The organism is Kitasatospora sp. NPDC057198, assembly GCF_042670125.1.
In the GTDB taxonomy this organism is placed as follows: Bacteria; Actinomycetota; Actinomycetes; order Streptomycetales; family Streptomycetaceae; genus Kitasatospora.
This window is the reverse complement of sequence record NZ_JBHUWH010000077.1, coordinates 1-23,094: the sequence shown is the minus strand read 5'-3', so window position 1 is coordinate 23,094 and position 23,094 is coordinate 1. Positions and strand designations below refer to the sequence as shown.

Genomic DNA, 23,094 nt, shown 5'->3' with positions numbered 1-23,094 from the left:
GGGGGGTGGCCCGCCCCCCGGCCCCCCCCCCCCCCACCCCGCTCCGGCCCACCACCCCCCGCACCCCGCTCCGGCCCTCCGGCCGGGCATCCGGTTCCGGCCCCAACACCCAAGCCACACCGTCGGATTGAAGGAGAGCCGGGCATGGACAGCCTCCGGCACGAGCTGACGCGGTTCATCCAGCAGCCCGCCGCTCAGCAGGACCCACCCGCGCTCTACCGCCGGCTGCTGGCCGAGGCGCCCGTCCTGGACCTCGGCCCGCTGTACGTGGTCTCCGGGCACCAGGAGGTCCTCACCGTCCTGATGAACCCCGGCACCAACGTCGACCCGACCACCGTCGGACTGCCCAGGGCCGGGAACACCGCCCTGCTCAAGGTGGTCAACCGGATGCTGCCGATGCGCGACGGCGCCGACCACACCCGGCTCAAGCGGCTCGCCACCGCCGCGTTCAGCCACCGCAGGCTGGAGCAGATGCGCGAGCGGATCGAGACCACCGCCGCCCGGCTGCTCGCCCCGCTGATCGCCGCCGGATCCTTCGAGCTCGTCGCCGACCTGGCCGTGCCGCTGCCGGTCGCCGTCTCCTGCGCCATCCTCGACGTCCCCGACTCCGAGCAGGGCCGGATCACCGGCTGGGCGGGCCTGGTCGCCCGCGCCATGCTCGACCCGGCCGGCACCGGCCCCGAGGCCGCCGCCATCGACGCCGAGTTCGCCGAATTCCACGCCTACGTCGAGGAGCTGTGCGCCGAACGGGCCGCCCGCCCCGGCGACGACCTGATCAGCCGGCTGGCCACCGCGCGCGGCGAGGGCCGGCTCGACACCGAGGAACTGCTCGCCTTCGTGGTGATGCTGCTCGCCAACGGGCTCGAGACGCTCACCTCCGGACTCGCCGTCGCCGCCTGGGAGTTGATCCGCACCCCCGGCCTGGCCGCCCGGGTCCGCGCCGAACCCGCGCTGGCCGCCGCCGTGTTCGACGAGGCCCAGCGGCTCGGCAGCCCCGTCCGCGCCAGCGCCCGCGCGCTGACCCGCGAGGTCGTCCTCGGCGACACCGCCATCCCGGCCGGCAGCGTCGCCATGCTGCTGTACGCCGCCGCCAACCGGGACCCGCGCCGCTTCGCCGACCCCGACCGCTTCGACCCCGACCGCCCCGAGCGCCAGCACCTCGCCTTCGGCCACGGCCCGCACCACTGCCTGGGCGCCCCGCTCTCCCTGATCGCGGGCTCCGCCGTCCTGCGCGGCCTCGCCGAGGCCGACGCCGCACGGGAGTTGAGCACCACCCTGACCGAGGCCACCGCCCGCCCGAACGAGCAGTTCGCCTTCGGCGGGGTGCGCGAACTGCCGGTGTCCTGCCCGCTGCGCGCCGCGCCGCAGCCCGCACTGATGGAGGTGGCGGCATGAGCACCGCGACGGAGCCCGAGCGGCGGGAGCGCCCGCAGACCGCGGTGGTCGCCGCCGCCCGGGCCGCAGCCGTCCTGGAACCCGGACTCGACCAGCCCGTCCGGCTGATCGGGCCCCGGCTGTGGCTGGCCGGCGCCGCCCTGGTGCTGGCCGTCGGCGCCGGCGCGGGCTGGGCGGTGTGGGGCCGCCTCCCGCACACCATGACGGTGCACGCCGTCGCCGCGCACGGGGACGCCCCCGTCCGGGTCGCCGCCCAACACCCCGGCAGCCTCGCCGAGTTCGAGGTCCGGCCGGGCGACACGGTGACCGCCGGGCAGGTGCTGGCCTTGGTCGGCGGCGACGCCGACCCCACCCCGCTGACCGCCCCCGAGAGCGGCACCGTCAGCGCCCTGCTGGCCGCGCCCGGCGACCGACTCGCCCCCGGCACGCCCGTGCTGGCCCTCGACCCGGCCGCCGCACCGGCCACCGTCCGGCTGCTGCTGGACGACCCGAAGGACGCGGCGAAACTCGCCCCCGGCCAGCCCGTGCTCGTCCCCGCACCCGGCGGGGGAGCGCTGCGCGCCGTCGTCGACCGCGTCGAGCCGCTGCCCGTGCGCGCCGACTCGCTCGACGGCACCCTGCCGGTCGCCGTCCCCGGCCTGCCCGCCGGCGCCGCCCCGGTCTGGATCGCCTACGCCCGGCTCCCGCAGGGCGTCGCCTTCGACGGACCGCTGGCCCTGGACGTCCGGGTCGACCTCGGCAGCAGGCACCCCTACCAGGCGGTGCTCGGACAGGAGGCCAAGCGATGAAGCCCGCCCGGTCCGCCACCGCCGAACCACCCGCCACCGAAGCGCGCACCGCCAACAGCGGCCCGCCGCGGCCGGAGGCGCCGCAGCCGGAGGCGCCACAGCCCGGAACGAAGCCCGGAACGAAGCCCGAACCGCAGCAGAAGCGGCGGCAGAAGCGGCAGAAGAAGCGCACCCACCTGCGCACGCCCGTCGTCCCGCAGATGGAGGAACAGGACTGCGGCGCGGCCTGCCTCGCCGTGGTGCTCGGCGCCTTCGGGCGGCGGATCACGCTCAACGAGGCGTCCCGCGCCTGCGGGGTCAGCCGGGACGGCGTCAGCGCGGCCGCCGTCGCCCGCGCTGCCGGACGCTACGGGCTGCTGGCCCGCGGCCGCCGGGTGGTGCGCCGCGAGGACGAGCGGCTGCAGGGCCTCGACGCGGTGCCGGTGCCGTCGATGGTGCTGGTCACCGGCCCGCACTTCGCCGTCTTCGAGGGCGTCAAGCGCGGCCGGGTGCACGTCAACGACCCCTCGCTGGGCTCCTACTCGGCCACCCCGGCCGAGTTCTGGGAGTCCTTCGCCGGCATCGCCGTCGGCTTCGAACCCGGCCCCGACTTCGAACCCGGCGGCCGCCGCTTCCCGCTGCTGCGCTCGCTCACCGCCCGGATGCGGCCCTACGCCGGGCCGATGCTGGTCGCGGTGCTGGTCGGCATGCTGATGACGCTGCCCGGCGTGGCCTCCGCCTTCCTGCTGCGCACCTACCTGGCCACCGTCGTGGGCGGCGGCGCGAGCGGCTGGGCGGTGCCGCTGACCCTGGCCGGGTTCTTCGTGACCGCCCTGGTGCTGGCCGGGAACTGGCTGCGCTCCGCCATGGTCAACCGGGTGCTGGAGGCGATGGCCGCCCGCTCCTCGGCGGCCTTCCTGTGGCGGATGCTGCGGCTGCCCGGCGCGTTCTTCCACCGCCGCCAGCTCGGCGGCCTGGTCACCCGGGTGCAGCTCAACGACGGCCTGGCCAACCTGCTCTCCTACCGGGTGGCGGGCGCCGCCTCCTCGCTGGCCGCCGCCACCGTCCACCTGGGCGCACTGCTCTGGCTGGCCCCGAAGCTGGCCGTCATCCCGGTCGCCGTCGCGGTGCTGGACGCGCTCGCGCTGCGCTCCGCGGACCGGCGGCGCGGCGGCACGATCCACCGGCTGCACGCCGAGGGCCACAAGCGCGACGGCGTCGCCTTCGCCGGGGTGTCGGCGATCGAGACCGTCAAGGCCGAGGGCGCCGAGGACGCGCTGTTCCGCTCCTGGGCCGGCTGGCAGGCCCGCGCCGCCCACACCGGGCAGCAGGTCGCCGCCAGCGTCCTGGTGCCGCTCTCGCTGCCCGGCGCGCTCAACTCCGCCGCCGCGGCCGCCGCCGTGATCGCCGGCACCGCCCTGCTGCTGGCCGGCTCGCTCTCCTTCGGCACCCTGCTGGCCTTCCTGCTGCTGCTCAACGGCTTCCTCCTGCCGGTCTCCCAACTCGTCGGCACCGGCTCCGAGTTCACCGTCGCACGGGCCCAGAACGCGCTGCTGGAGGACATCGAGACCAGCGAGGTCGACCCGTACCTCGCCCCCGTCCTCGACGCCCCCGCCGAACCCGTCCGGCTGCGCGGCGAACTGGAGCTGCGCGACCTGGAGTTCGGCTACGACCCCAACCGGCCCCCCGCCCTCAGCGGCATCTCGCTGCGGATCGCCCCCGGCGAATGGGTCGCCGTGGTCGGCGGCAGCGGCAGCGGCAAGTCCACCCTGGCCCGGCTCGCCGCCGGCGTGCTGCGCCCCTGGAAGGGCGAGGTGCTGCTCGACGGCCGCCCCCGCGACGACTGGCACCGCGCCGTCGTCACCAGCCAAGTCGCGTACGTCGAACAGCAGTTGCGCCTCTTCGAAGGCACCGTCCGGGAGAACCTGACCCTCTGGGACCCTTCGGCCGACGAGGACGCCCTGCACCGGGCCCTGGCCGACGCCGAAGCCGCCGAACTCGTCCGCCGCCGCGGCGGACTCGACGCCCGGATCGACGAGGACGCCCGCAACTGGTCCGGCGGCGAACGCCAACGCATCGAGATCGCAAGGGCGTTGGCCATCGACCCGGCGCTGGTCGTGCTCGACGAGGCCACCAGCGCACTGGACGCCCACACCGAGGCCGCCGTCAACGGGCACCTGCGCCGCCGTGGCGTCAGCTGCCTGGTGCTGGCCCACCGCCTCAGCACCATCCAGGCCGCCGACCGGGTCGTGGTGATCCGCGAAGGCCGGATCGTCCAGCAGGGCCCGCCCGCCGAGCTCGCCGAACAGGACGGCCCCTACCGCGAGTTGCTGCGCGAAACGGCTGCCGCCGACGCGCGCGGGACCACCGGGGCGGCCGACGCCGAGCCCGCCCAGGCCGCCGAGCCCGCCCAGGCTGCAGAACAGGCCGAGCAGGCCACCCGAAACCAGCCCGTCCGGACGGAGGAGCAGGCATGACCGTCACCACCGCCGCCGCCCCCGCGGGCGGGGCGCAGACCACCGCGGCGGACGAGGAGCGCGGCCCGGCGACCCGGGCCGACGCCACCGCGGCCGCCAACCGGACCGCACTCGCGGACGCGTTGGCGCAGTTCGGCACCACCCCCCGCCCGCACACCTCCCCGCGCCGCGGCGGAGCCGCGCCGACAGCGCCGCGCCACCGCGCGGACCTGGCGCGGGAGGTGCTGCGGGCCCTGGGGGTGCCGGTGCCGAAGGAGGTCCCCGCCGCGGTGCGGGACGCCGCCGACCCGGTGACGGCGCTGCTGCGCCGGGCCGGGGTGCGCTGGCGTCCCGTCACCCTGGCCGGCGGGGACGAGCGCGGCACGGCCGGGCCGATGGTGGCGTTCGCCGCCGAGGACGGCCGGCCGATCGCCCTGATCCCCCGGGCCGGGCGGCACCGCCGCTACGACCCGGGTTCCGAACGGGACGCCGCCCGTACGGAGTTGAGCCGCCAGGCGCTACTGCTGTACCCGCCGCTGCCATCGGGGTGCCCGACCCCGGGAGACCTGCTGCGCTTCGCCCTCGCCGTGCCCGGTGCCCGCCGGGACCTGGCGGTGCTGAGCCTGGCCGGTCTGGTGTCGGCGCTGCTCGGCCTGCTCGTCCCGCTGTCCACCGGAGTGCTGCTGCCCGGCCTGCTGCTGGCCGAACGGCACCCGGTGCGCTGGCTGGCCGTGCTGCTGGGCTTCGCGGTGGTGGCGTCCTGGCTGCTCACGCTGGTCCGCAACACCGCCGCCGTCCGGCTCACCGGCCGGGTGCAGCACGCGCTCGAACCCGCCGTCTGGGACAGGCTGCTGTCCCAGGACGCCAGGTTCTTCCGCGACTACACCACGGGTGACCTGGTGCACCGGGCGAACGCGGTGGCGCAGGCCCGGCAGGCCCTCTCGGAGGTGCTGGTGGGCGCCGTCCTCGGCGCGGTGTTCGCCGTCACCGGCCTGACGGTCCTCCTGCTGGTGGACTGGCGGCTCGGCGGGCTGCTGCTGCTCGCCGTGCTGGCGGTGACGGCCGCGCTGCTGCTGCTCGGCCGTCGCCGCCAGGAGTACGAGTCGCAGGTGTACCAGGCGCACGGGCAGCTGCAGGGCGTGCTGTACGGGCTGCTGCTGGGCATCGACAAGATCCAGACCGCCGGCCGGGAGATCCAGGCGTTCGCCCGCTGGGCCGGGCCGTTCGCCGGGCAGAAGCGCGCCGACGCCGCCGCGATGCGCAGCGAGGCGCTCTCCGGCGCCCTCACCACCGCACTCCAACCCCTGCTGCTGGCCGTGCTGTTGGCCGGTGCGACGTTCGGCCCGGCCGCCGAGGCCGGGCACCTGATGGCGGCCGGCGTGGCCGCCGGGCAGGTCGCCCTGGCGCTCGGCCAGGTCACCCACGCCGCGGTCGGCGCGTACGGCGTCGCCCCGGTGCTGGAGCGGCTGCGGCCGATCCTCGCCGAACCGGCGGTGAACGCCGCCGAACGGGCCGGGCAGCTCGCCGACCCCGGCCGCCTGAAGGGGCAACTCGCCCTGGACGGCGTGGTGTTCCGCTACCCGGGCAGTGCGCTGCCCGCGCTGGACGGGGTGTCGCTGCGCGCCGAGCCCGGCGAGTTCGTCGCCGTGGTCGGCCCGTCCGGCGCCGGGAAGTCCACCCTGATCCGGCTGCTGCTCGGCTTCGAGCAGCCCGAGGCCGGCGCGATCCGCTACGACGGCCGCGAACTCGCCTCGCTGGACGCCAGGTCGGTGCGCCGGCAGCTCGGCTCGGTGCTTCAGCACGGCCGGATGCTGCGCGGCTCGCTGCTGGAGAACCTGGCCGGCGCCGACCCCGACGTCACCGAGGACCGGATCTGGCGCGCCGCCGAACTCGCGGGCATCGCCGACGAGTTGCGCGCCCTGCCGATGGGCCTGGGGACCAGGGTCGGCGAGGACGCCCAGGGCTTCTCCGGCGGCCAGGTGCAACGCCTGCTGCTGGCCCGCGCCCTGGTCCGCGACCCGGCCGTGCTGCTGCTCGACGAGGCCACCTCCGCGCTCGACAACGCCACCCAGCAGCGGGTCGCCGAGGCCGTCGCCGGGCTCGACCGCACCCGCCTGGTGATCGCCCACCGACTGAGCACCATCCGCACCGCCGACCGGATCTACGTGCTGGACGGGGGCCGGGTGTCCGCCGAGGGCACCTATCGCGAACTGCTCGGCACCGACCCGCTGTTCACCCGCCTCGCCCGCTTCCAGGAGATGTGAGATGTCGCTCGACGTTCAGACCTGGCTCCGCACCGCCGGAACCCCGGGCCACCAGGCCCCGACGACCGCCCTGCTGCCCGGCCTGCCCGGCGCCGACGAGCGGCTGCACGCGGTGATCGCCGCCGCCGCCAGCTTCGAGGAACGCGCCGCCGCCCGCGACGACGGGCAGGCCCTGTTCGCCCCCGACCCGGCCGAGGACCGGCGCAGCCGCACCGCCGCCGTCGAGACCTGGCTGCGCCGCGCCGCGGGCGACCAGCGCTCCGCCGGGGTGCTGCTCGACCACCTCGCCGAGACCGGCCGCCCGCTCGGCGACGGCCTGCGCCGCGTCCGCCTGGCCGACCCGGCGAAGCTGCCGTCCTGGGCGTACCCGCTGGCGGTGTTCCTGCGCGCCCAGAGCACGGCGCCCGCCACCGGCCCCGGCGCGGTCGCGGCCGGCTTCCGGGCCGCCGCCGACGCCCTGCTGCCCGCCGGCGAGGGCTCGGTGCTGGGCGTCCCGGTCACCGCGAAGGGTCGCGCCGACGTGGTGGGCACCCTGACCGGACGGCTGGTCGAGGTCGCCAACCTCACCCTCTGCCAGGAGTTCCAGCTCGCCACCGGCCGCCCCCGCGCCACCGGCTGGGACGCCGAGGGCGGCCCGGACGCCTCCGCCGCGGGCTGGCTGGCCCGGCTGGAGCGGCTGCCCGCGCTGGCCTACCTGATCGGCACGGTCTGCCGGCAGTGGCAGGAGATGTACACCGAGATGTTCGCCCGGCTCTCCGCCGACCGGGCGAGCCTGGTCGCCGAGATGTGGGGCGGCGCCGACCCGGGCGCGCTGGACTCGGTGCACGGCGACGCGGGCGACCGGCACGCCCAGGGCCGCTCGGTGGCGCTGCTGCGCTTCGAGAGCGGCGCGGGCGTGGTCTACAAGCCCAAGGACATGCGGCACGCCACCGCCTTCCTCGGCCTGGTCGAGCGCCTCAACCGGGAACTGAGCCTCGACCTGCCGCTGCGCACCGTGCTGATCCGCTCCGACCGGGGCGACGACGGCCACGGCGCCTCGCTCAGCACCGACTGCTCCGGCGACTACGGCTGGGAGGAGCTCGTCCCGTCCCGCCCCTGCGCCGACCGCGCGGGCTTCGCCCGGTTCTACCGCCGCCTGGGCATGACGATCCGGCTGGTGCAGCTGCTCGAGGGCCGCGACATGTGGGCCGACAACCTGCTGGCCGACGGCGAGCACCCCGTCCTGATCGACCTGGAGTGCCTGCTCTACCCGCGCGTCCAGAACCCGCCGGTGCTCAAGGAGGCCCAGCACGCCCTGCTGGACGAGCTGGAGACCACCGTGGTGCGCACCGCGATGGCCTTCCAGGCGTGGACCCCGGCCGGGCGCACCGACGCCCTCGACATCGGCTGCCTGTCCCGGGTCGGCAGCCTGGAGGTCGTCCCCGGCGTGCCCGCGCTGCCCATCACCGCCTACCGGCCGGTGCACGAGGGAGAGCCCGCCGACCCCTGGCAGTACACCGGGGAGGTGGTCGACGGCTACCGCGAGATGCACGCCGCGCTGTACCGGATCCGCGCCGAACTCGCCGATCCCGAAGGCCCGTTGAGCGGATTCCGGGGCGTCTGGGTGCGCTACATCTGGCGGCACACCTGGGACGGCTACAAGATCCTGCGCGCCTCCACCAGCCCGCTCGCCCTGGACGACGGCGCGACCCGGGAGACCGTCATCGCGGGCGCCCTGCGCGGCGCCGTCACCGCCCGCTCCGGCGACCCGGACCGCGGCGACCTGCTGGAGGTGGTGCTCGCCGAACTCGACTCCTTCCGCACCCTGGACATCCCGTTCTTCCGCTCGCTGACCACCTCCTCCTCGGTGTTCACCGCCGACGGCCGCGAGATCCCCGGCCACTTCCGCTCCACCGGCTGGCAGCGCCTCCAGCAGCGGGTCGCCGAACTCGACGGCTTCGACCTGGACACCCACGTCGCCGTGCTCTCCGGCTGCGTGGACGCCGCCCGGGCCGGCACCGAGGAGCCCCCCGCCGAGCCGCCGCGCCCGCTGGCCGCCGCCGAACCGCCCACCCCCGGCGAACTGCTGACCGAGGCCGTCGCGATCGGCGACCGGATCCTGGCCGCCCGGCGCGGCACCGGCTGGGTCGCCCAGGGCTGGTACCCGGGCACCGGCCTGCGCCAGGTCGAGGTGCTCGGCCCCGACCTGACCGCCGGCACCCTCGGCATCGCCCTGTACCTCGCCGAACTCTGGTCCGCCACCGGCGAACCCCGCTTCCACCGGGCCGCCCACGCCCTGCTCGCCGAGGCCGCCGCGCTCATCGACCCGGCCGAACCCCAGGCGTTCGCCTTCGCCGGCGACTCCCGGCTGGCCTCCGGCGCACCCGTCCCCGGCGGCTTCTTCGGCCCCGGCGCGATCATCCACGGCCTGGCCCGCGGCGGCCTGCTGCTCGGCGACGCCGGCTTCCTCGCCGCCGCCCGGGCCCTCGTCCCCGGCGCCGTGACGGTCGCCGAATCCGCCTCCAACCGGCCCGGCCGCCCGGTGAAGGTCCCGCACGGAGACGTCCCGCTCGGCACCGCGGGCCTGCTGCTCAACCTGCTGCGGCTGCGCCGCGCCGCCGGCGGCGGCCACGCCGACACCGACCAGGCGATCCGCGTGCTGGCCGCCGGGGCGCTCGACCAACTCTCAGACGAGCACGCCCCGTTCGACTTCCTGGAGCTCGTCCCCGGCGGCGCCGACTCGATCGCCGCCGCGCTCGCCCGCACCCTCGCCGAAGCCCCCGCCCTGCTCGCCGACCCCGAGGACGTCCGGGCCCGGCTGCGCGCCCACCGCTTCGACACCGCCACCCGCTCCGGCCGCCTCGCCTGCCTCGACGCCGCCGTCTCGCTCGGCGCCGACGCCGTCGACCAGGCCGACCTCGGCGCCCTCGCCCCGCCCGTCACCGGCCCCGAACTCGCCGCGCTGACCGGCCGCGCCCTGCTCTCCGCCGCCACCGAGGCGCTCACCGCCGCCGAGGCCGGACTCGTCCACACCCTGCCCGAAGGCGCCGAGGCCCTGCTGGACGGCCCGTTCTACGACGGCCGCGAGGCCGCCGCCCTGATGGTCCGCGAACTGCTCACCCGCCACCGCCTGCACGGCACCTGGTTCCCGGACCGGGCCGCGCACGACGCCGTCAACCTCGGCGCGCTGGACGGCACCGTCGCCGTCGGCCTGCTGCTGCTGCGCCTGCACGACGCCTCCGCCGCCCCGCTCGCCACCCTGCGCTGACCGCGCGCCGCTACGAGGAGTACCCGCCATGTCCGAACTCATCGGCTTCAAACGCCACTTCACCCCGTACGTGGTCGACGGCGAGGCCGTCTACCTGGTCTCCGAGCGCGGCGTCTCGGTGGTCGACGGCAAGCTGGCCCAGGCCCTCGCCCCGCTGCTGGACGGCACCCGCACCGCCGAGCAGATCGGCGCCGCCCTGGACGGCGTCGTCCCCGCCGACAAGCTCCGTGCGGGCGTCGACAAGCTCCGCGCGGGCGGCTGGGTCACCGCCGCCGACCCGGCCACCGACCGCCCCGGTGCCGCCTTCTTCGAGATGGCCGGGCAGGACGGCGACACCGCGATGACCGCGCTGCGCGCCGCCACCGTCCGGGTCGAGGTGTACGGCGAGCTCGACCCCGCGCCGTTCCTGGCCGCGCTGGCCGCCGCCGGCGTCACCGTCGACCGGGACGCCGCCTTCACCGTCGCCCTCACCGAGGACTACCTGCACCCCGGCCTGGCCGAGCGCAACCGGCAGGCCCTCGCCGACGGCCGCCCCTGGCTGCTGGCCCGCCCGGTCGGCTCGATCGTCTGGGTCGGCCCGGTCTTCGAACCCGACGCCCCGGGTGCCGGGAACACCGACGGCTCCGGCTGCTGGGAGTGCCTGGCGCACCGGCTCTCCGCCAACCGGCAGTCGCTCAGCTACCTCCAGCACCGCCTCGGCCAGGACGAGCCGATCTCCACCGCCGGCGCCCACCTGCCCGCCACCCTGGCGCTCGGCACCCAGCTCGCCGCCCTGGAGACCGCGAAGTGGCTGGCCGGCGCCCGCCCGCCGCAGCCCGCCGTCACCACCCTGGACACCGTGCTGCTGGAGAGCGAGAAGCACGTCCTGGTGCGCCGCCCGCAGTGCGCCTCCTGCGGCGACGACGCGATGATGACGCTCCGCCAGATGGCGCCCGTCCGCTTCGAGTCCCGCCCCAAGGCGTTCACCGCCGACGGCGGCCACCGCTCCGCCTCGCCCGAGGACATGCTGGAGAAGTACCGCCCCCAGCTCAGCCCGGTCACCGGCGTGGTCACCACCCTCGTCCCCGCCGCCCGCACCCCCACCGGCCTGCGGGTCTACGTCTCCGGGCAGAACCTCTCCCGGCAGAGCGGCGACCTCAAGCAGCTGCGCACCGGCCTGCGCTCGGTCTCCTGCGGCAAGGGCCGCACCGACGTGCAGGCCCGCGCCTCCGCGCTCGGCGAGGCCATGGAGCGCTTCTCCGGCGTCTTCCAGGGCGACGAGGCCCGCCGCACCGCGACCTTCGCCGAACTCGGCGACGCCGCGATCCACCCCTCCCGCACCCTGCTCTACTCCGCCCGGCAGTACGCCGAACGCGACCGCTGGAACGTCAAGCAGTCGATGTTCAACGTCGTCCCGGTGCCGTTCCGCGAGGACGACCCGATCGAGTGGTCCCCGGCCTGGTCGCTGACCGAGCAGCGGCACCGCTGGCTGCCCACCCAGGCGATGTACTACGGCTACCGGCACAGCGGCCGGTTCTACGCCGCGGGCGACTCCAACGGCTGCGCGGCCGGCACCTCCTTCGAGGACGCCGTCCTCCAGGGCTTCCTGGAACTCGTCGAACGGGACGCCGTCGCCCTCTGGTGGTACAACCGCGTCCAGCGCCCCGCCGTCGACCTGGACGCCTTCGGCGACCCGTACGTCGACCAGCTCCGCGAGGTCTACCGCGGCCTGCGCCGGGAGATCTGGGCGCTCGACCTGACCGCCGACTTCGGCATCCCCGTCGTCGGCGCCTTCTCCCGCCGGCTCGACGCCGGGAGCAACGGCACCAACGAGGACGTGCTGATCGCGTTCGGCGCCCACCTCGACCCGCACATCGCGCTCACCCGCGCCCTCACCGAGATGAACCAGTTCCTCGGCCCGGTCGCCGGCGACGAGCACGGCCGGGTCGGCTACGCGGGCGCCGACCCCGAGCAGAAGGCGTGGTGGACCACCGCCACCGTCGCCAACCAGCCCTACCTGCTGCCCGACCCGCACGCCCCGCGCTCCACCCCCGCCAGCTGGCTCCCGCTCGCGGGCCCCGACCTCGCCGACGACCTCGCACTCGTCCAGAGGATCGTCGAGGACCGCGGCATGGAGTTCCTGGTCGCCGACCAGACCCGCCCCGACGTGGGCCTGCCCGTCGCCCGGGTGATCGTCCCCGGCATGCGGCACTTCTGGGCCAGGTTCGCCCCCGGCCGGCTCTACGACGTCCCGGTCCGGCTCGGCTGGCTGGACACCCCGACCCCGGAGAGCGAGCTCAACCCGATCCCCATCTTCATCTGACCGACGCGCGGGGCAGCCGGGCCCGGCTGCCCCGCCCCTCCGGGGAGGTACCCATGACCGTCATCGAAACCCTGCCGCCCGCCCCCGCCACCGGGGGCCACCGCCCGCTCCGCCGCCTGCTGCGGCTGCGCCCCGAGGTCGACGTCACCGCCCAGGGCGCCGACGTCGAACTCGCCCACCCGTGGGGCCGCCAGCGCGTCCACGCCCTCGGCGAGCGCACCGTCGCCGCGCTGCTCGACCTCACCCGCACCGACGCCGACCTCGACCTGCTGAGCCTCGACCACGTCCGGCTGCTCAAGCTGCTCGAACGCTTCCCGTACCTGGTCACCACCACCGTCGCCGACCCGCTCGGCACCCCGCTGGCCACCGCCGTCCCGATCGCCCGCTCCGCCGCACTGCCCGGATTCGCCCGCCCCACCGGCCAGTTGGTGCTCTCCCGGTTCGCCTACCTGCGCCGCCTGCCGGACGGCCAGGGCCAGGACGGCGAGAGCTGCGTGCTCGAATCGCCGATGGCACCGTTCCGCCTCACCCTGCACCAGGCCGCCGCCGGCGCCTTCGTCGCCGCGCTCAGCACCTCCCGCACCGCCGAAGAGGCCGCCCTGCTCGCCGGAATGAGCCCCGGCGAGGGCGAGGCACTGGCCGGACTGCTGGCCGGCGGCGGCTTCCTGGACGCCGGCCAGGGCGCCGAGGCCCCGCTCTGGGACTTCCACGACCTGCTGTTCCACGCCCGCAGCCGCCCCGGCCGGCACGACTACCCCACCGGCGGCGTCTTCGCCCACCAGGACGTCCCGCAACTGCCCGCGGTCTCCGCCCCCGGCGCCCGCGAGGAGGGCGAGGGCATCGACCTGCCCGTCCCCGACTGGGACACCGTGGTCGCCCGCGACCCCGCACTCAGCGAGGTCCTGGAAGGCCGCCGCTCGGTGCGCACGTACGCCGACACCCCCGTCACCCTCGACCAACTCGCCGAACTGCTCTACCGGGTGGCCCGGGTCCGCCGCGTCATCCCCGGCGACCCGGCCGACCCGCACGGCTACGACGGCGTCGAACGCCCCTACCCGGCCGGCGGCGCCACCGGCGAACTCGAGGTCTACCTCTCGGTGGTCAAGTGCACCGGCCTGGAGCCCGGCGTCTACCGCTACGACGCCGCCGCCCACCGGCTGCGCCCCCGCCCGTTCCAGCACCCCGGCGAGGAGGCCGCGTTCAGCGAACTCGTCACCGCCGCCTGGCGCGCCACCGCCTGCACCGTCGACCCGCAGGTGCTGCTCACCGTCACCAGCCGGTTCGGCCGGCTCTCCTGGAAGTACAGCCAGATCGCCTACGCGCTGACCCTCAAGCACGTCGGCGTGCTCTACCAGACGCTCTACCTGGTGGCCACCGCGATGGGCCTGGCCCCCTGCGGCCTCGGCTCCGGTGACACCGACGCCGCCGCCCGCGCGCTCGGCCTGGACTGGACGGCCGAGTCCTCGGTCGGCGAGTTCCTGATCGGCAGCCGCCCGGCCGGCGTGCCGCGCACCGCGCACGGCTTCGCCGACGTGGTGGACGCCGCCCGCGCCGGGGAGGGCTTCGGCGAGAACTTCTGACGCCCCTTCTGCGGACGCACGCACGCCTGCGACCCGTCAGCGGGAACCTGACGGGTCGTCGGCGAACCACTTCTCCCTCAACCGCCCTACAGCCAGCCGCACTCGCGGGCGATCCGGATCGCGTCGCAGCGGTTGCGGGCCCTGGTCTTGGCGATCGCCGCCGAGACGTAGTTGCGCACCGTCCCCGGCGAGAGCGACAGCGCCGCGGCCGCCTCCCGCACCGTGCTGCCCTCGGCGATCTCGCCCAGCACCGCCAGCTCCCGGCGGCTCAGCGGCCCGGCCTGCCCGGCCCGCACCACGTCCAGCACCAGCCGCGGGTCGTACACCCGGCCGCCGCGGGCCAGTTCGCGCACCGCCGCGATCAGCGCCGGCGCCTGCACGTCCTTCAGCAGCACCCCGGCCGCGCCCTCCACCAGGGCCCGCCGGGACTCCGCCGTCCGCGGCAGCGCCGGGACGAGCAGCAGCACCGCCGTGCCGGGCGCCGCCTGCTGCACCTGCCGGGCCGGGGCCGGCCCGTCCGGCTGCTCCGGATCCAGGCCCAGCACCGCCACCGCGGGCCGCACCCGGGCGGCCGCCGCCGCGGCCTCCTCGCCGCCGGCCGCCTCGGCGACCACCGCGAGGTCCTCCTCCCGGTCCAGCAGGGCCCCCAGACCCGAGCGGAACAGGTGGTGCCCGTCGGCCAGCAGCACCCGGGTCGAACCCGCGGCCGCCGACTCGGCGGACGGGAACCGGTGCGTCATGACCCGCTGCCCCAGCGGGCGTTCCAGTGCGGTCGTCATCCGCGCGCCTCCCCGGCCCGTTCCGGCCCGGTCAGCCCCAGCCCCAGGTGCCGGACTGCTGCGCGCCGCCGGTCGGGCCACCGGTCGGGGTCGGGCTGCCGGACGGGACGGGGGTCGGGTCGGAGACGCCGGGGCCGATCACGACCGCCTGGGCCCCCGCGTCGGCGGGCTGGCCCGGACCGTCCAGGACCGCCCCGTCGGCGGTGACCACGGCGGCCGGCCGGGCCGGCCCGGCCAGTTCGGCGGCGGTGGCGACGCCACCCACGGCCAGGGCGCCAAGTATGGCAATCGCGACAATTCGAGTGTTCAGCGACATGGGAGTGCCCGGTCCTCTCGCGTTCGGCTGATCCCCGGGCTGCCACCGGGGAGTGTGGTGTGAGCCGCCGCCAGGCGTCCGGTGCGTTCCGCGTCCCCCGCCGGGGGCTGCTGCCGCGGTTCCCGCTCCGTCGTCCTGCCGACAACAACGAGAGTGCTCCCGGTGGCCCCTCCGTGTCAGTAGCCGGAGCTGGCACCAGAGTGCCGTGTCACCCTGAGGACAGCTCCCGCCCGCCGGGGCCGGCGCCCGGTCAGCTCCGGGCGCTGTCCTGCCACAGCCCCAGCGCGATCCACGGATCCGCCTCGCAGCGCCCCACCGACCAGCCCGCCAGCGGCCCGCCCGGCCCCACCAGCCCCGCCGCGCCCGCCCGCAGTGCCCACTCCGCCGCCAGCAGCGATCCCGCGGTCAGGAAGCACACCGCCGCCAGCCCGTCCACGCCCTCCCGCAACCGGACGGCCCGCACCCGGGCGTGGCACACCCGGGCCCCGTCCAGCGGCAGGCGCAGCAGGGCCGTCCGCACCGGAGCGGCCCCCGCGGCCTCCGGGCAGCCGCCCTCCACGGGCGGCGGGACGAGCTCCAGGCGGATCGCGTACATCCGTCCAGCGTGACAAACCGCGGGCCGATCCGGGGCCCGCCACAGGTGTCAGATCCCCGCCTGGCACGAATATGACAGTTGCCCGGCACCCTTCACGCTTCGCCCAACTGTGCGACAGAATCTCCGCAAGCCGGTTCTCCCCGCCGTCCGGTCAGCGTTAGTCTGACGCCCGGTCAGCAGGAATCCGGGGGATGCGCGGCACCTGCGCGCTGGAGGTCGACATGGGCAGAACCACGAGAACGGGCACCTGGACGGACGCACGGTGGACGAACTGTTGACCGCCGGCGGCCCGATCGGGCTCGACGCGTTCGGCGAGGCGGTGTACCGCGCCATGCTCCTGCACCCCGACCTCGACACCGGCGGCCTGGCCGGCCACCTCGGCTGCACCGACGCCGAGGTCGGCGAAGCCCTCGACCGGCTCGCCGACCTCGCCCTCACCCGCCCCACCAGCTGCGGTACCCGCTGGCGCGCCGTCAACCCCGAACGCGGCCTCGCCGCCCTCCTCGCCCACCAGGAGGCCGAGGAGGCCCGCCGCCAGCGCGAAGCCGAACGCAGCCGCGCCGCGATGGCCGGACTCATCGCCGAGTACGCCAGCATCCACGCCCCCGCCGCCGGCGAGCAGCGCGGCATCGAGATGCTCGCCAGCCTCGACCAGGTCCGCGACCGGCTGATCCAACTCGCCTCCGACGCCACCGCCGAAGTGCTCTCCTTCGCCCCCGGCGGCCCGCAGCCCGCCCCCGTCATGGAGGCCAGCCGCGCCCTCGACCAGGAGACCCTCGAACGCGGCGTCCGGATGCGCACCGTCTACCAGGACAGCGTCCGCAACGACCCCGCCACCGTCCAGTACGCCCGCTGGCTGCACGGCCTCGGCGGCGCCGTCCGCACCACCCCCACCCTGCCGCTGCGCATGATCGTGGTCGACAACGCCACCGCCATCGTCCCGATCGACCCCGACGACCCCCGCAAGGGCGCCGTCCTGCTCCAGAGCCCCGGCGTGGTCGCCGCCCTGCGCGCCCTCTTCGACCAGGTCTGGGAACACGCCCGCCCGCTCGGCGAGAGCCCCCAGCGCGACCCGCGCGGCCTCACCGGCCAGGAACGCGAACTCCTCCGCCTCCTTGCCGAAGGACTCACCGACGAACGCGCCGGCCAACGCCTCGGCGTCTCCCTGCGCACCGTCCGCCGGATGATGGCCGACCTGATGGTCCGGATGGACGCCCGCAGCCGCTTCCAGGCCGGCATCCAGGTCGCCGCCCTCGGCTGGCTGGAGACCGCCGAGGACGCCCCCGCGTAGCACCCGCCGGCAGCCCCTCCCCGCACCCCCGCCGCGGGCGCTCCCGGCACGGGTCGTCCTGCCGCCCGCCGCAGGCGGTCTCAGCGGCGGTGCTTGCCGCTGTTCGGCGCCGGGGCCGGGTACGGGATGCGCAGCTTGCGGGCGAACGGGGCCACCGAGGCGCCCACGCCCAGCGGGCGGGCCAGGACGAACAGCGACAGCAGCACCGCCAGCGCGCCCGCCGCCAGACCCGCCAGGCTGCCGAACAGCCCCGCGCCGAACTGCCCCGCCAGCCAGTGCGCGGCCAGCGCGCCCGGCGCGCACGCCACGATCAGGCCCAGGTGCAGGGTGACCAGCCGACCGCCCTCCAGCCCGCTGCCGCGCCGCCGCACGCCGAGGTTCACGGTGGCGTTCGCGCCCGGCGCGAAGGAGTCGGTGCGCAGCACCATCGTGGCGTCCGGGTTCCCGCCCGGCGCCTCCCGTCGGGGCGCGGGCACCGCCGCCTGCGGGGCGCCCTTCGCCAGCCGGCGGCCCAGCGCCACGCCGGTCACCACCGCCGACAGGGTGGCCGCCACGGTGTGCGCCACCGCCATCCCGACCACCTTGTAGCGCAGCGGCAGCGTCTCGTACGCCACCCAGCACAGCGCCGCGTTGGTGCCGGTGGAGATCAGGGTCAGCCAGAACGGCGTCCGGGCGTCGCCCATCGCGTAGAAGCCGCGGGCCAGGCCGTACTGGGCGCAGAACGCGGGCAGGCCGACCGCGAAGGCCATCAGCAGCAGGCCGACCACCATGGCGTCGTCGTGCACGGACGCCCCGGAGCCGTAGCCGTACGCGGCCATCGCGATCTGCGAGCCCAGCGCGAAGAACAGCACCGCCGCGGTGACCACCATCGCCGCCGAGGAGCGCAGCACGCCCGCCAGGTCCTCGCCGATCTTCCGGTAGTCGCCCGCCGTCGCGGCCCGCGACATGCTCGGCAGCAGGGCCGTCACCAGGGACACCGTGATCACGCCCTGCGGGACGACGAACAGCGCGTAGGCGTTGTTGTAGGCGGAGAAGCCGCGGCCGCCGGGGATGCCCGCCTTGTACGCGGCGTCGCCCACACCGGTGCTCAGGCTGGTGATCACCGCGTAGGACAGCTGGGTGGCCAGCACCAGGGCCAGCGCCCAGCCCGCCGCGCGCAGCGGCCGGGTCAGGCCCGCGCCGCGCCAGTCGAAGCGCGGGCGGTAGGTGAAGCGGGCCGAGCGCAGCGAGGGCAGCAGCGCGGCGGCCTGCACCACGATGCCCAGGGTCGAGCCGAGGCCCAGCAGCAGGGCGTCCCCGCTGCTCACCTCGTTCGCCGCGTGGGCGTGCCCGCCCATCGCCAGGTAGCCGCCGAACACGCCGATCGCGACCACGTTGTTCAGCACCGGCGTCCACATCATGGCGCCGAACCGGTCGCGGGCGTTCAGCACCTGCCCGAGCAGGGTGAACACGCCGTAGAAGAGGATCTGCGGCAGGCAGTACCGGGCGAAGGTGATCGCCAGCTCGCGCTGCACGGGGTCGTTGAAGTCGGAGTACAGATCGACGATCCGCGGGGCGAACAGCCAGGCGCCGACCGTCAGCACCACCAGGATCACCCCGCACAGGGTGAGCAGCCGGTCGGTGTACGCCTGGCCGCCGTCCTTGTGGGTCTGCATCGCGTGCACCAGCTCCGGCACGAACACCGAGGCCAGCACGCCGCCGAGCAGCATCATGTAGACGATGTTCGGCAGCGAGTTCGCCACGTTGAACGCCTCGCCGGCCGGGCCGGTGGTCAGCGCCGCCACGATCACCGCACTGCGCACGAAGCCCAGCGCCCGGGAGGCCAGCGAGCCCAGCGCCATGATCAGGCCGTTGCGGCCGGTGGAGGCGGCGGGTTTGGCCGGGGCGGGCTTCGCGGCCTCGGCCGCCCGCTCCTCGCCGACCCGCGGCGGCGGCACCGGCCGCTCCGGGGCCGGCGGGGCGTACGGCGACCACCCGGGCTGCTCGAACGCCTCGGCCGGGATCCGGCCCAGCTGCATGGTCGGCTGGTCCTGCCCCGGCCACCCGCCCGGCTGCTGCCGGTACGGGTCACCCTGCGGCGGGTGCGGCGGGTGCGGCGGCTGCGGCGGTTGGTGCTGCGGCTGCTGGTACGGGTCGCCCGGCTGCTGCTGGTGCTGCGCCTGCTGGTGCACCTGGTGCTGCGACTGCTGGTAGGGGCCGCCCTGCGGTTGGTACGGGTCGGTGGGGCCGTCCGCGGTGTGCATGGTCATCGGACCCCCCGTCGATCGGTGCCCGTCCGGCGTTGCGTGGGTGAGTGCGGGAAGTCGGTTCTGGTCCGGTCTCCGCCTGCCGGTTGCAGGGTGCACCAGCCGCAGAAGTCTGCCCCACTTCGGCACTCGATGGGGAGTCGGGTGCCGACCGGCGGGGTGTTCGGCCGGATCGCACCGGTGTCCGGTTGCCTTGCCGCACCTGCCGGGAAGCGCCGTTTGCGCCCGGAAACACGCGGAATGCTGGCTGCGCGGTTCCCCCGGGCGGAGGAGGCGGGCAACCCGGTGTGACGTTGCTCACGACTCGTCAGGAAAGGCCCGGATCGCGCTCGGTGGCCGGTGGCGCGCCCTCCCTCGCCCCCGCCCGCCCGGCCGCCCCGGCCGCCTCGACCGGCGGCAGCGGCGGCGCCAGCATTCGCTGCACCCGCGGCCGGGCCCGCCGGCGCAGCAGCCGCACGTCCCGGCCGAGGCGCCCCGGCCGCCACAGGCCCACCGCCAGCGCCGGGGCGGCCAGGGCCACCGGCGCCACCGCCCAGGCCGCCAGCACGTCGCTCGGCCAGTGTGCGCCGAGCGCGATCCTGGTCCAGCCCACCGCCAGCACGGCCAGTGCCGCGGCGGCGCCCGCCGCCGCCCGCCCCGGCCGCCCGGTGCGCGGCCACGCCAGTGCCAGCAGCACCCCGCAGGTGACCGCCGAGGCCAGCGCGGGGCCGGACGGGAAGGACGCCGCGACGTCGGGGGCCAGCTGGTCGGCGAAGTGCGGTCCGGGGCGGCCGGTCAGCGCCCGCCCCGCCGCGTCCGCGGCCCAGGCCAGCAGCGCGGCCGTCACCGCCCAGCCCGCCAGCCAGCGGGCGCCCAGCGCCCACAGCCACAGCGCGACCGTTCCGAGCAGGCCCCGCATCACCCAGGGCGAGCCCAGGTCGGCCAGCGTCCGCATGGCGGCCGTCCACACCGGGTGGCGCAGCGCGTACCGGTGCAGCAGGGCGGCCCAGCCCCGGTCGAACCGGGCCAGCGGCGCCCAGCCGGTCTTCACCAGGACCAGCAGCACCGCGAACGCCAGGGCACCCGCCAGGGCCGGCCAGGCACAACGGAGCGCCCCCGTGCGTTGTACCGGAGGACGGGCCGTCGGCGGGCCGGTGCGCCGACCGCCGCCCGGGCGCCCGGTGGCCGCTCGGGGGTCGTGGTCGGTGGGCTGGTGCATGACAGACACCTTCCCAGCGGCAGGCGGCGAACCGGCGCTGGGGCGGTCGCGATTCGGCATCGGTTGTGCGGACGCGCCGCGAAGGCCCCGCACCGATCCGGTGCCGGTCCGGTGGCGGGTCGGGGGAGCGTGCGGTGCAGGCCGCGTCACGCTGCGTGTACCGGTGGAGTGAAAATCGGCAGGATACTGCATCCCCGACGGAAAACTGAGCCACTTGGGAATGTTGTCCGATTTCTGTGCGTTGGATCGTTACGTGTGAGCCACGAACGGCCCACACGGTTGTGCCGAGTGGCGGAACGGAGCGCCCCCGGCAGCGTCAGTGAGGGAGCAAGCATGGCCACCCGTGCCGTCGTACGCGACAGGGCCGATCGGACTCGCACCGCCCGCCCGACCAACCTCGAAGCCGACCGCGACCTGGTCGGCATGTACCTCGACGAGATCGCCAGGACGCCCCTGCTCGACGCCGCGGAGGAGGTCGAGCTGTCCCTGCGGATCGAGGCCGGTGTCTTCGCCCAGCACCTGCTCGACGAGGAGGAGTCCCTCGGCGGCGCCAGCACCGAGGAGCTCCAGGCCATAGCCGACGACGCCGAGCGCGCCAAGGACGTCTTCATCCGTTCGAACCTGCGCCTGGTCGTCGCCGTCGCCCGCCGCTACCCGCGCAGCGGCCTCCCGCTGCTCGACCTGATCCAGGAGGGCAACGCCGGCCTGGTCCGCGCCGTGGAGAAGTTCGACTACTCCAAGGGCTTCAAGTTCTCCACCTACGCGACGTGGTGGATCCGCCAGGCGATCACCCGCTCCATCGCGGACCAGTCCCGCACGATCCGCCTCCCCGTCCACCTGGTCGAGGAGCTCGGCCGGATCCGCCGGGTGCAGCGGGAGAAGGCCAAGGAGCTGGGCCGCGAGCCGGAGCCCGCCGAGATCGCCGCCGAGCTGGACACCACGGAGCAGCGCGTCAAGGACGTCCTGGACTGGGCCCGTGACCCGGTCAGCCTGAACATGTCGGTCGACGACGAGGGCGAGACCCAGTTCGGAGACCTGGTGGAGGACACCGGCGCGGTCTCCCCGGAGGACGCGGTCATGGTGATGCTGCGCCGCGAGGAGCTGGACGACCTGATCGGCCGCCTCGACGACCGCACCGCCTCGATCATCCGCAGCCGCTACGGCATGGAGGACGGCCGCGAGCGGACGCTGACCGAGGTCGGCAAGCAGCACGGCCTCACCCGCGAGCGGATCCGCCAGATCGAGAAGCACGCCCTCGCCGAGCTGAAGAAGATCGCCGACCACGCGGGCTTCGAGGCGGCGTAGCACCCGGGCCGTCGGGGCCCGCGCCGGTCCTACAGTGGAGGCATGACCTCCCCGGACGAACAGCAGCCCGAGCCCCGACCCGAGCCCCGGCCCCAGCCCGGGTCCGAGTCCGCCCCGCGGCCCCGGCCCCGGCTGGTCTTCAAGGACCCGTTCGAGCAGCAGACCTCCGACGACACCGACCGCGGCTGGGGCGACGCGTCGGGGGAGCGGGGGCTCGACTGGTACCGCAGCCAGCGGCCCCCGCACCACGGGGAGAAGTAGCGGGGGAGCGGGGATCAGCCGCGGCGCACCAGCGCGTCGCGGATCTCGGTGAGCAGCTGGACCTCCTTCTCCTCGGCCTCCAGGGCCTCCTCCTCCGCCGTCTTGCGCTTCCGCAGGTAGTGGTTCATCGGCAGGATCAGCAGGAAGTACACGACGGCCGCGGTGATCAGGAAGGTGAGCGCGGCGCTGAGCACCGAGCCCCACAGGATGTAGGCGCCCGAGGTGACGTTGCCCGCGGCGTCCACCTCGCAGGGGCCCTTGAGGCAGGACTTGTAGGCCGACAGGTCCTTGGTGCCGAACATGCCGACCAGCGGGTTGATCACGCCCTTGACGAACGCGTTGATGACGGTGGTGAAGGCCGCGCCGATGACGACGGCGACGGCCAGGTCCACCACGTTTCCGCGGAGCAGGAATTCCTTGAAGCCTTTCATGCCGCGTCGAACGGCGGGCGCCACCGGAGGTCACGGGTGAATCCGGCGTCAACGGGTTGACGCCAGGGGGCAGCCGGACGCCCCGGCGGGAGCCCGGCCCTCCGGCGGCGGCGCCCCCCGCGGCGGGCCGGACAGCAGCACGGCCGCCAGCAGCAGGAGCCCCGCGGCGAACCGGCCTGGCCGCCGCCGCAGCGCGCAGCGCAAGCGGTGGCGGCCCCGCGCGGTGCCGCGGATCGGCGGGAAATCGGGCACTTCGCGGCGCGGCGGGACGAGCGCCGGCGGCAGCGGGGGCAGTACGGAGGAGGTCACGGCAGCGGGCCTTCCGACGGGTTCCCGCGGCCCCGGACGGGGCCGCGACGGCCATCCTGCGCCCGGCCGCGGCGCCCCGCGCCGGAGTTTCCCCAGCCTGTGGAAAACCCGCCCCTGTGGAAAACCCCGTTCACCCCCGGGGGTGAACCGCTGGTCCGTCCGGCCCCCGCCCCGCGACCCGGCCCCGCCCGCCGTCCGGAGGAACCCGCGTAACCCGCCCCGGAACCCGCGCAACCCGCCCCGGAACAGCGCGGAGCCCCCGCCCGGCGACGGCCGGACGGGGGCTCCGGCGGGCCCCCGGGATCAGCTCGCGGCGGCCCGCGCCGCGAGGTCCGACCAGACCGTGCGGACC

General features: G+C 75.9%; 16 protein-coding genes. 10 read left to right on the top strand and 6 right to left on the bottom strand.

The genetic code is table 11. The annotated features are described in order from the left end of the window. Window positions 1-144 precede the first annotated feature (144 nt). The 7 genes from ACFUEL_RS12350 to ACFUEL_RS12320 are packed head-to-tail and all read left to right on the top strand — an operon-like array spanning window position 145 to window position 14,011. Window positions 145-1,395 carry a cytochrome P450 gene (locus tag ACFUEL_RS12350; RefSeq protein ID WP_380236067.1) on the top strand — a complete coding sequence of 417 codons (1,251 nt, stop codon included), beginning with the start codon at window positions 145-147 and terminating at the stop codon, window positions 1,393-1,395. Beyond that, the gene (locus tag ACFUEL_RS12345) at window positions 1,392-2,183 is read left to right on the top strand and encodes a biotin/lipoyl-containing protein (protein ID WP_380236066.1); all 792 of its coding nucleotides are present in this window, start codon (window positions 1,392-1,394) and stop codon (window positions 2,181-2,183) included. Before ACFUEL_RS12350 ends, ACFUEL_RS12345 begins: the two co-directional genes overlap by 4 nt. Then, a complete protein-coding gene (locus tag ACFUEL_RS12340) occupies window positions 2,180-4,639 on the top strand; it encodes an ATP-binding cassette domain-containing protein (protein WP_380236065.1) in 2,460 nt (819 codons plus the stop codon). The genes ACFUEL_RS12345 and ACFUEL_RS12340 overlap by 4 nt, the downstream gene beginning before the upstream one ends. After that, window positions 4,636-6,882, top strand: coding sequence for an ATP-binding cassette domain-containing protein (locus ACFUEL_RS12335; RefSeq protein WP_380236064.1), 2,247 nt, complete (start codon window positions 4,636-4,638; stop codon window positions 6,880-6,882). Before ACFUEL_RS12340 ends, ACFUEL_RS12335 begins: the two co-directional genes overlap by 4 nt. Window position 6,883: 1 nt before the next feature. Continuing rightward, complete coding sequence (gene lanM, locus ACFUEL_RS12330; RefSeq protein WP_380236063.1) at window positions 6,884-10,129, top strand: type 2 lanthipeptide synthetase LanM; 3,246 nt, start codon at window positions 6,884-6,886, stop codon at window positions 10,127-10,129. A gap of 28 nt (window positions 10,130-10,157) precedes the next feature. Then, window positions 10,158-12,431: a TOMM precursor leader peptide-binding protein gene (locus tag ACFUEL_RS12325; protein WP_380236062.1), complete on the top strand. Its 2,274-nt coding sequence runs from the start codon at window positions 10,158-10,160 to the stop codon at window positions 12,429-12,431. Window positions 12,432-12,484: 53 nt separating this feature from the next. After that, window positions 12,485-14,011, top strand: coding sequence for a SagB family peptide dehydrogenase (locus ACFUEL_RS12320; protein WP_380236061.1), 1,527 nt, complete (start codon window positions 12,485-12,487; stop codon window positions 14,009-14,011). An 86-nt stretch (window positions 14,012-14,097) separates the two neighbouring features. On the opposite strand, the gene ACFUEL_RS12315 is transcribed toward ACFUEL_RS12320, so the two are convergent. The 3 genes from ACFUEL_RS12315 to ACFUEL_RS12305 form a co-directional block, all read right to left on the bottom strand. Then, entirely contained in the window at window positions 14,098-14,790 is a 693-nt protein-coding gene (locus ACFUEL_RS12315) for a response regulator transcription factor (protein ID WP_380236060.1), read from the bottom strand. Between the two features lie 31 nt (window positions 14,791-14,821). Continuing rightward, window positions 14,822-15,055, bottom strand: coding sequence for a hypothetical protein (locus ACFUEL_RS12310; protein ID WP_380236059.1), 234 nt, complete (start codon window positions 15,053-15,055; stop codon window positions 14,822-14,824). 301 nt (window positions 15,056-15,356) lie between these two features. Next, window positions 15,357-15,701 (bottom strand): hypothetical protein, encoded by a 345-nt coding sequence (locus ACFUEL_RS12305; protein ID WP_380236058.1) that lies wholly within the window; start codon window positions 15,699-15,701, stop codon window positions 15,357-15,359. A gap of 262 nt (window positions 15,702-15,963) precedes the next feature. Here ACFUEL_RS12305 and ACFUEL_RS12300 point away from each other — a divergent pair, with 262 nt between their 5' ends. Then, window positions 15,964-16,992 carry a LuxR C-terminal-related transcriptional regulator gene (locus ACFUEL_RS12300; RefSeq protein WP_380236057.1) on the top strand — a complete coding sequence of 343 codons (1,029 nt, stop codon included), beginning with the start codon at window positions 15,964-15,966 and terminating at the stop codon, window positions 16,990-16,992. Window positions 16,993-17,072: 80 nt separating this feature from the next. Here the strand turns inward: ACFUEL_RS12300 and murJ are convergent, their stop codons facing one another. Both murJ and ACFUEL_RS12290 read right to left on the bottom strand, forming a co-directional pair. Continuing rightward, the gene (murJ, locus tag ACFUEL_RS12295; RefSeq protein WP_380236056.1) at window positions 17,073-19,241 is read right to left on the bottom strand and encodes a murein biosynthesis integral membrane protein MurJ; all 2,169 of its coding nucleotides are present in this window, start codon (window positions 19,239-19,241) and stop codon (window positions 17,073-17,075) included. Window positions 19,242-19,545: 304 nt separating this feature from the next. Further along, a complete protein-coding gene (locus tag ACFUEL_RS12290; protein WP_380236055.1) occupies window positions 19,546-20,436 on the bottom strand; it encodes a phosphatase PAP2 family protein in 891 nt (296 codons plus the stop codon). Between the two features lie 333 nt (window positions 20,437-20,769). On the opposite strand from ACFUEL_RS12290, the gene ACFUEL_RS12285 reads away from it, so the two are divergent. After that, on the top strand, window positions 20,770-21,741 hold the full coding sequence (locus ACFUEL_RS12285; protein WP_380236054.1) for an RNA polymerase sigma factor RpoD/SigA: 972 nt from the start codon (window positions 20,770-20,772) through the stop codon (window positions 21,739-21,741). Between the two features lie 42 nt (window positions 21,742-21,783). Continuing rightward, the gene (locus tag ACFUEL_RS12280) at window positions 21,784-22,002 is read left to right on the top strand and encodes a hypothetical protein (RefSeq protein ID WP_380236053.1); all 219 of its coding nucleotides are present in this window, start codon (window positions 21,784-21,786) and stop codon (window positions 22,000-22,002) included. Window positions 22,003-22,016: 14 nt separating this feature from the next. Here ACFUEL_RS12280 and mscL read toward each other — a convergent pair whose 3' ends face one another. After that, window positions 22,017-22,433: a large conductance mechanosensitive channel protein MscL gene (gene mscL, locus ACFUEL_RS12275; RefSeq protein ID WP_380236051.1), complete on the bottom strand. Its 417-nt coding sequence runs from the start codon at window positions 22,431-22,433 to the stop codon at window positions 22,017-22,019. Between the last annotated feature and the right edge of the window lie 661 nt (window positions 22,434-23,094).